This is a genomic window from Shewanella sp. (genome assembly GCF_041630135.1).
GTDB lineage: Bacteria > Pseudomonadota > Gammaproteobacteria > Enterobacterales > Shewanellaceae > Shewanella.
In genome coordinates this window covers 25,525-34,447 of record NZ_JBFKLW010000044.1, presented here as the reverse complement: position 1 = coordinate 34,447, position 8,923 = coordinate 25,525, and the positions used below count along the sequence as shown (strand labels likewise).

Sequence of the window (8,923 nt, the reverse complement as noted above, 5' to 3'; positions counted from 1 at the left end):
TTTCATCTGGTCAGGGCTGCGTATTCTACAGAAGCCCTTTTTGGCGTCAAGCCCTTTTTTGATGAACATTTTCAACTGTCGTTTTAATGCTCGGGCTCTTACCCTGACTGAGTCTACCAGTTGCTTTCGCTACCCTTGTGCCCTGTCAGTGGAGGCGCATTATAGGGAGCCCAAACTTTTCTGCAAGGGCTTTTTTCATCTTTTTTCGATCTTTTTCAGATCTACCACACTGCGCACAACTCTTGCAGATCTTACCCCCAAAGTTATCCACAGCTGTGTGGTTTGCAAGCTGATTTTCAGCTGATGAACTTCCGATAAACAAAAGGCAGCCGTCAGGCTGCCTTTTGTGATTCAGTGCTTATCAGCTTAACTTACCGTGGCACTGTTTGTACTTTTTGCCTGAACCACAGGGGCAAGGATCGTTACGGCCGACTTTCTCACCGTCACGCACCAGAGGAACATGTGAAGCCATTTCTGCCAGTTCACTATTGTCGCTGGTCATTGATTCCGCAGCAGCGTGTTGATATTCACGCTGGATACGCGCTTCCTCTTCTCTGCGGCGGGCTTCCATTTCTTCGACATCAGACTGTGCCTGCACCTGTACCTTGGACAGAATGGCAATCACATCATGTTTGAGTGATTCCAGCATCTGTTGGAACAGCTCGAAGGATTCACGCTTATATTCCTGCTTGGGGTTCTTCTGGGCATAGCCACGCAGGTGAATACCCTGACGCAGATGATCCATCGCTGCCAGATGTTCTTTCCACAGGCCATCGAGGGTTTGCAGCATCACTGCCTTTTCGAATTGGCGCAGCACTGATGTACCGACCATTTGCTCTTTAGTCTGATAAGACTGACGCCAGGTATCTATGATGCGCTCACGCAGGGTTTCTTCGTGCAGGTCGTCTTCTTTATCCAGCCATTCCTGCACTGGCAACTGCAGACCAAATTCTTTGGCCAGACGGCTTTCCAAGCCCGGAACATCCCACAGTTCTTCTACCGACTGAGGTGGAATGTACTGGCTGACAAGACCATCAATTACATCGGCCTGAATATTCTGAATGGTCTCTTCGATGCTTTCGGCATCCATCAACTCATTACGCTGGGCGTAAACAACCTGACGCTGATCGTTGGCCACGTCATCAAACTCAAGCAGTTGCTTACGGATATCGAAGTTACGCGCTTCAACTTTACGCTGGGCGTTCTCGATTGCACGGGTCACCCATGGGTGTTCGATAGCTTCGCCTTCTTCCATACCCAGCTTCTTCATCATGTTGGCTACACGCTCAGAAGCAAAAATACGCATCAGGTTGTCTTCCATCGACAGATAGAAGCGGGAAGAGCCTGGGTCACCCTGACGACCGGAACGGCCACGCAGCTGATTATCAATGCGGCGGGACTCATGACGCTCGGTACCCAAAATATGCAGACCACCTGCCTCAACCACAGCATCATGACGAATCTGCCAATCTGCACGAATAGCAGCAATTTGATCTGCGCTTGGGTTTTCCAGTGCTTCGACTTCAGCTTTCCAGTTACCACCGAGTACAATGTCGGTGCCTCGACCCGCCATGTTAGTGGCAACTGTCACAGTCCCGGGTCTGCCGGCTTCTGCCACTATGTCTGCTTCTCTTTCGTGGAACTTGGCATTCAATACCTGGTGAGGGATCTTGTCCTGATTCAGCAGACGTGACAGCAGTTCAGACTGTTCAATAGATACAGTCCCCACCAGTACTGGCTGACCACGCTCACGGCAACCTTTGATATCAGTGATAATGGCCTGATATTTCTCACGGGCGGTGAGATACACCAAATCAGACATGTCATTACGCACCATCGGACGGTTGGTTGGCACCACTACAGTATCCAGGCCATAAATGTGCTGGAACTCAAATGCTTCGGTGTCAGCAGTACCTGTCATACCGGCCAGCTTTTCATACAAACGGAAGTAATTCTGGAAGGTAATGGAAGCCAGGGTCTGGTTTTCGTTTTGGATACGCACGCCTTCTTTGGCTTCAACGGCCTGGTGCAGACCTTCGGACCAGCGACGACCCGGCATGGTGCGGCCAGTGTGTTCGTCAACAATCACCACTTCGTTGTTTTGAACCACATAGTCCACGTCCTTTTCGAACAGAGTATGGGCACGCAGAGCGGCGTTGACGTGGTGCAACAAGGAAATGTTAGCTGCGGAATAAAGGGAATCGCCTTCAGCCAGCAGGCCGGCCTCGGTTAACAGTTGCTCTACCTTTTCCTGGCCACGCTCGGTCATATGAACCTGACGGGCTTTCTCATCGATAGAGTAATCGCCTTCACCCACGAATTCTTCGCTGTCTTCTTTATCCTGACGGATAAGATTGGGGATCAGTTTGTTGACGCGGATATAAAGCTCAGAGCTGTCTTCGGCGGCGCCGGAAATGATCAATGGCGTACGGGCTTCATCGATAAGAATAGAGTCTACTTCGTCGATAAGGGCATAATGCAGTGGACGCTGCACACGCTCATTAGGCGAGAACGCCATGTTGTCCCGCAGATAGTCGAAGCCAAATTCGTTATTGGTGCCATAAGTAATATCAGCATCGTAAGCGGCTTTTTTATCAGCGTGGCTAAGACCAGCCACGTTTACGCCTACAGTCATTCCAAGAAATTCAAACAGAGGGCGGTTGTTTTCCGCATCACGGCGCGCCAGATAGTCGTTCACCGTAATCACATGCACGCCCTTGCCGGTAAGACCATTCAGATAAGCTGGCAGGGTGGCAGTCAGCGTTTTACCTTCACCTGTACGCATCTCGGCAATACGATTGCTGTCGAGCACCATACCGCCCATCAGCTGCACGTCGAAATGGCGCATTTCAAATACACGCTTGGAAGCTTCACGGACAGTGGCAAAGGCTTCGGCCATAATGCCATCAAGGCTTTCACCCTTTTCGAGACGACTCTGGAATTCGGCCGTTTTAGCTTTAAGCTCTTCATCGGAGAGCTTCTCGTATTCAGCTTCCAACGCATTAATTTTTTGGACCACTTTACCCAGCTGTTTCAGGGTGCGGTCGTTACGACTACCAAAAATTTTTGTCAGTAAATTACCAAACATCTGATTTGTTATCTCAATGAAGGCCAAGTCCCTGGTCGAGTCTCATAGCCAAAGTTGTTAACCTGCCTTGCGGTATACATATTTCTGCGGATCAATTTGCTGACCCGACCGCAACACTTCGTAGTGCACATGGGGTCCGGTTGAACGACCGGTGCTGCCCATAGTGGCTATTTTTTCACCCTTGGCGACCACATCACCTACAGCTACTGACAAAGTTTTATTGTGGCCATAACGGGTACGCAGACCATTTCCATGATCTACCTCCACCAATTGGCCATAACCGAACATGTCTCCGGCCCATGTTACTACCCCACCGGCGGTAGCGATAACATTGGCCCCCTCAGAGCCGGCGAAGTCTATGCCTTTGTGCATGGTTCTTCTTCCGGTAAAGGGATCATTGCGTAAACCGTAGGGCGACGAGAGATAGCCTTTGCTGACAGGGCGCCCTGATACATAACGCTCTTCATCTATATGGAGATTGGCAGCCACAGTTTCAAGTAGCGCCAATTGAGTGTCGTTATTATCAATTCTGAAGGCCAGCTTATCCATATCGTCGATAAGCTGACTGAGTTCGATGGTAGTGCCTAGATCAGATGAACCACCCACACCGGCTTCAGCGGAGAAATCAAACTGATCATCGAGCTTATAGTTCTGGGCAACCTGTTGCCCCAAGGCTTCGAGGCGGGTAATTTTCGCCTGCATGCGCGCCACATAAGCGGTCAGGGTCGCAAGCTGGGATTCGGTTGCATCCTTGAGTTTCAATACTTCGCGCTTTTGATTTTCACGGGCCTGGCGTTCACTGTCTACGCTGGCCTGCTGGTTTTCAAACCGGGTACTGGTGTACTGGTACAAGCTGGCGCCAGTGGCGAGCAACAACACCGGCAGCAACAACCAGCGCTTGCCGGGTTGCCAACGGGTCACGCCGCTGCGACCTTGGATAAATACTGTTATACTCATAGCTTCAATCAGCCATCTTCTTATTGAATGAAAAAGTTACCTCAGGACCTTGCTGCACTTATGCATACCACTGGCACACTGCCGGATATCGCCGAAAAGGCAGAGTTACTGAACAATCTGGATCACATCGTAAAACAGATGGTTTCAGGTCCGGTGGCAGAGCAACTCAAGGTAGCAAACCTCCGCCACGGTACTCTCGTTATAGAAACGGCCACGGCCGCATGGGCCGCCCGAATCAACTTTCAAAAGCCTATGCTTCTTAAACTACTGCAGGCTGAAACGCTCCCAATGCTTACCGCTATTGACGTTAAAGTCAACCCAGCGCTGGCACAGTATCAGTCAAAAGCGCCGATTAACAGCAATCGATTGAGCGAATCTGCTGCAGCTCACATTGAGGCTCTGGCCGAACACACTGAAGGCAGTTTGGGCCAGAAACTGAAACGGCTGGCTGCATTGGCCAGCCGTCACAGGCAGTCATAAATCCATTTGTTGCTCAGGCAAGAACCACACTGCCCGGCATAGCAAAGCTGACAGGTGCATCAGCTTCTTTGTCAAAGCTCACCAATTCCCAGGCATCCTGGGTAGCAAGCACCGCCCTGACCAGTTGATTGTTCAGGGCGTGGCCGGTCTTGTAGGCACAAAACTCACCTATGATGGCATGACCGGCGACATAGAGGTCGCCAAATGCATCCAGGATCTTGTGCTTAACGAACTCGTCCTCATAACGCAGGCCATCGGGGTTGAGGACGCGATATTCATCAAGCACAACGGCATTTTCCATACTGCCACCCAGTGCCAGGTTGTTGGCACGCAGGTATTCGATATCGCGCATAAACCCAAAGGTGCGGGCACGACTGATATCTTTCACAAAGGCGGTAGAGGAAAAGTCCATCACCATATGCTGCTGGCTGCGGGCAATCTCAGGGTGGTTGAAGTCAATGGCAAAGTTGACTCTAAACCCTTGAAACGGACGAATTTCCGCCCACTTGTCGCCGTCTTCCACGCGTACGGTACGCTTGATACGCAGATATTTCTTGGCCGCTGACTGTTCCTGAATCCCGGCGCTCTGCAGCAGGAATACGAAGGGGCTTGCACTGCCATCCATAATCGGAATTTCAGGTGCGTCCACTTCTATCACGGCATTATCAATGCCGAGACCTGCCAGGGCGGCAAACAGGTGCTCAATTGTGGAAATGCGAACACCTTCATCATTCACCAGAGCCGTACACATGGTCGTTTCCCGAACCATATTTGCCTTGGCTGGTATCGCCACGGCAGGGTTCAGGTCAGTACGCATCAGTACGATCCCTGTATTGATAGGCGCGGGCTTAATGGTGAGCGTGACCTTATTACCGGAGTGCAATCCAACACCAGTGGTCTTAACCATTTCTTTAACTGTTCTTTGAAAAATCATTCAGTTACCCGTTTTGCATTCAACAATTCACTGTCACTCAGGCAGTCGTAAACGACAGCCGGAGAGTCGGCTGGTCAGACATGCTACCACAAGTCTGGCATTTCACAAAAAGTACGTTACTTAGCCAGCGCTCTGTCTGTACCGCTTTTTTTACTCAGTCAGCCTGCTTGCGCAGGAAGGCCGGAATATCCAGGTAATCAAGCTCATTCTTTTGAGCAGGAGCAGCCTGAGGTACGGCGGCCGCAGACGGCACTGCATTTCCCTTAACCACAGGTTGCGCCTGGAATACCGGCTCTTCAGCCACAAAGGTTTCAACCTTCGGTTCAACAGCCACAGGCTCAGGACGGGGCTGAACCTTGGGTACCAACTGGATATCAGGCTTTTTATCTGCACCAATGCCGGTGGCAACCACGGTCACTCGCAGCTCATCGCTCATCTCTGGGTCAATAACTGCGCCGACTACCACAGTTGCGTTATCAGAGGCATAAGCCTTAACGTGGTTACCGACGGTTTCGAACTCTTCGATGGTCATGTCCATACCGGCGGTGATGTTCACCAGCACGCCACGGGCACCGGCCAAGTCGATGTCTTCCAGCAATGGGCTGGCGACAGCGGCTTCGGCAGCTTCTTCGGCGCGGTCTTCACCACGGGCAACACCGGTACCCATCATGGCATTACCCATTTCGGACATAACGGTTTTCACGTCGGCGAAGTCGACGTTAATCAGACCCGGACGGGTAATCAGTTCAGCAATACCCTGCACAGCGCCCAGCAGCACGTTGTTGGCCGCTGCGAAAGCGTCCAGCAGTGAAGTACCGCGACCCAGTACTTTGAGCAGCTTTTCGTTGGGAATAGTGATCAGCGAGTCTACATGCTTGGCAAGCTCAGCAATGCCCTGTTCGGCATAGGCCATACGCTTTTTACCTTCGAACGGGAACGGCTTGGTCACCACGGCTACGGTCAGAATGCCTTCTTCGCGTGCCACTTCGGCAACCACTGGCGCAGCGCCAGTACCTGTACCACCGCCCATACCGGCAGCGATAAAGATCATGTCCGAGCCCTTGATGGCAGCGCGGATGCTTTCTTTATCTTCTTCGGCGGCCGCACGGCCCACCTCAGGATTGGCACCGGCACCCAGACCCTTGGTCACATCGCGACCCAACTGGATGGTCTGGCCTGCGGCAGATTTGCGCAGCGCCTGAGCGTCAGTGTTGGTTGCAACGAACTCAACACCTTCAATATTGTGCTTCACCATATGCTCGACGGCGTTGCCACCACCGCCACCGACGCCGATGACTTTAATCACCGCCTCGTCGGAATGAGTATCCATGATCTCAAACATGGTCTAAATCTCCATTTGCCTGCGTTAGTTAAAATTCACCTTTAAACCAGCTCTGGACCCGATTCCAGAGACTGGTGACCCCCTGACGCTGTGGACGCTCGTATTGCCGCTCAAGCACCCGACGCGCGCCATAATGGAGCAGCCCCACCCCAGTGGAGTAAATGGGCTGATCTACATATTCAAACAAACCTTTCACCGGCAGTGGCGACGCCACCCGCACCGGCATACCAAACACGGCTTCTGCCACATCAACGGCACCTTCTATCGAAGAAGTACCGCCGGTCAGCACAATGCCTGCGGCTACCTGATCCTCAAGCCGCGCATCCCGCAGCTGCTTAAGTACCAGCTCAAATAATTCCTGATATCTGGGCTCAACCACCTCGGCCAATGTATGGCGTGACATGGTTCTGGAAGGACGCCCCCCCACCGACGGCACTTCAATACTGTCTTCGCGGCTCACCATGGAGCTGCGCGCGCTGGCATACTGCACCTTAATCTGCTCGGCGTGGGACAAAGGCGTTCTGAAAATCTTGGCAATATCGTTAGTCACCTGGTTACCGGCCACCGGCACCACTGCGCAGTGACGCAGAGCGCCATTGGTATACACGGTAATGTCGGTGGTACCACCGCCCACATCAACCAGGCATACGCCCAGATCTTTTTCATCGTTGGTCAGCACCGCATCAGCCGAGGCAATACCGGAAAACACCAAATCGTCGACTTTCAGGCCACAGCGCTCCACGCTCTTGGTGATGTTTTTGGCCATATCATTGGCACAGGTGACGATATGCACCTTGGCTTCCATACGCATGCCCGACATGCCGATAGGGCTCTTGATACCCTCCTGCACGTCGATGGCATATTCCTGTGGCAGCACATGCAGGATGCGACGCTCGGTTGGGATCTTCACCGAGCGGGCAGTGTGGATCACATTGTCCACGTCTTCCTGGGTCACTTCTTCATCATTGATGGACACCATGCCGCGCTCGTTCTGACAGGCGATGTGCTTACCGGAAATCGACAGATACACAGACGACACCTGGCAGTCAGCCATCAGCTCAGCCTGATCCAGCGCACGCTGTACACTGCGAACGATAGAGTCGAGGTCGTTCACCCCGCCCTTGTCCATTCCCCGCGAAGGGTGATTGCCAAGACCCACAATGCTGATCTCTCCGTCAGGCATGACTTCACCAATGATCGCAGCGACCTTGGCGGTACCTATGTCCAATCCGACTATCAGATTTCTATCCTGGTTCTTGGTCATCAGTTAGCGACTCTCTTGTTTTGTCTCATCCCAGCCTACGGCCAATCCTGTGTCGTAGCGCAAATCCACCCTGGATACCACCTTGGACTGCTGTTTCAGGGTCGGGTATACATTGATAAACCTCTGTACCCGCGCCATTTTATCTTCCCGCCCAAGCTCAAGCGTTATGCCATTGTCCAGCACGGCAATCCACGCATGTCTCGGGCTCAGGCTCAGGCTCTCAAGTCCAAAGCCATTAATCTTTAACAACTCGGCAATCTGCCGGTAGGCCGTCAACACCTCGGCCGCTTTTGTCTCTGGACCTGACAGTTTGGGCAGGCGGTCCAAATCCGGTTGAGGCGGAGCTCCAAATACTTCACCATGCTCGTTCACCCAATCCATGCCATTCCAACGTGCCTCAGCCTTTTGCTCCTGAAGAAACACCTTTATCCTGGCTGGCCAAACCCGCCTTACAGAAGCCTTGTAAACCCAGGGTAAAGCCTCTATCGCCTGCTGAACCTCAGTCACATCTGCACTGAAAAAGCTGCTTTCCATCAGGGCCTGCATAGCGTTACGGATCTCATCCTCTGAGGTGTAAACCCGTTCCCCGTTAATCACCAATGCCTCTATAGGCAAGGCCTCTGCATCATTCAGCAACTGATGAAGTCGATAGCCACCGTACCCCAGCATTCCCAGCACCATAACAAAGAAGCTGAATCCACTGATAAGGTACCAATTAAGCGCCCTAATCCGAGGAAGTATGGGCTCTCTGGCTACCTTGACCTCTCTGGCCCGCACTTCCCGAACCGGCCTTTTTCGGGACTGCACCTTATTCCTTGCCAACGGCTGTTCCTCAGTAACGCCCAGCAGAGGAACCGG

General features: G+C 52.4%; 7 protein-coding genes. 1 reads left to right on the top strand and 6 read right to left on the bottom strand.

Features of this window, described 5'->3' with window-relative positions:
• Positions 1-361: 361 nt before the first annotated feature.
• On the bottom strand, positions 362-3,088 hold the full coding sequence (gene secA / locus ABYK60_RS12640; protein WP_372872384.1) for a preprotein translocase subunit SecA: 2,727 nt from the start codon (positions 3,086-3,088) through the stop codon (positions 362-364).
• Between the two features lie 57 nt (positions 3,089-3,145).
• Complete coding sequence (locus ABYK60_RS12635; RefSeq protein WP_372872383.1) at positions 3,146-4,045, bottom strand: M23 family metallopeptidase; 900 nt, start codon at positions 4,043-4,045, stop codon at positions 3,146-3,148.
• Positions 4,046-4,072: 27 nt separating this feature from the next.
• On the opposite strand from ABYK60_RS12635, the gene ABYK60_RS12630 reads away from it, so the two are divergent.
• The gene (locus ABYK60_RS12630) at positions 4,073-4,525 is read left to right on the top strand and encodes a DUF721 domain-containing protein (protein WP_372872382.1); all 453 of its coding nucleotides are present in this window, start codon (positions 4,073-4,075) and stop codon (positions 4,523-4,525) included.
• A gap of 13 nt (positions 4,526-4,538) precedes the next feature.
• On the opposite strand, the gene lpxC is transcribed toward ABYK60_RS12630, so the two are convergent.
• From lpxC to ABYK60_RS12610, 4 genes are all read right to left on the bottom strand, one after another.
• Positions 4,539-5,459, bottom strand: coding sequence for a UDP-3-O-acyl-N-acetylglucosamine deacetylase (gene lpxC / locus ABYK60_RS12625; protein WP_372872381.1), 921 nt, complete (start codon positions 5,457-5,459; stop codon positions 4,539-4,541).
• Positions 5,460-5,613: 154 nt separating this feature from the next.
• Positions 5,614-6,801, bottom strand: a complete 1,188-nt coding sequence (ftsZ, locus tag ABYK60_RS12620; RefSeq protein ID WP_372872380.1) for a cell division protein FtsZ — start codon at positions 6,799-6,801, stop codon at positions 5,614-5,616.
• Between the two features lie 28 nt (positions 6,802-6,829).
• Positions 6,830-8,065 (bottom strand): cell division protein FtsA, encoded by a 1,236-nt coding sequence (ftsA, locus tag ABYK60_RS12615; RefSeq protein ID WP_372872379.1) that lies wholly within the window; start codon positions 8,063-8,065, stop codon positions 6,830-6,832.
• Between the two features lie 3 nt (positions 8,066-8,068).
• A complete protein-coding gene (locus ABYK60_RS12610) occupies positions 8,069-8,872 on the bottom strand; it encodes a cell division protein FtsQ/DivIB (RefSeq protein WP_372872378.1) in 804 nt (267 codons plus the stop codon).
• Positions 8,873-8,923: the final 51 nt, after the last annotated feature.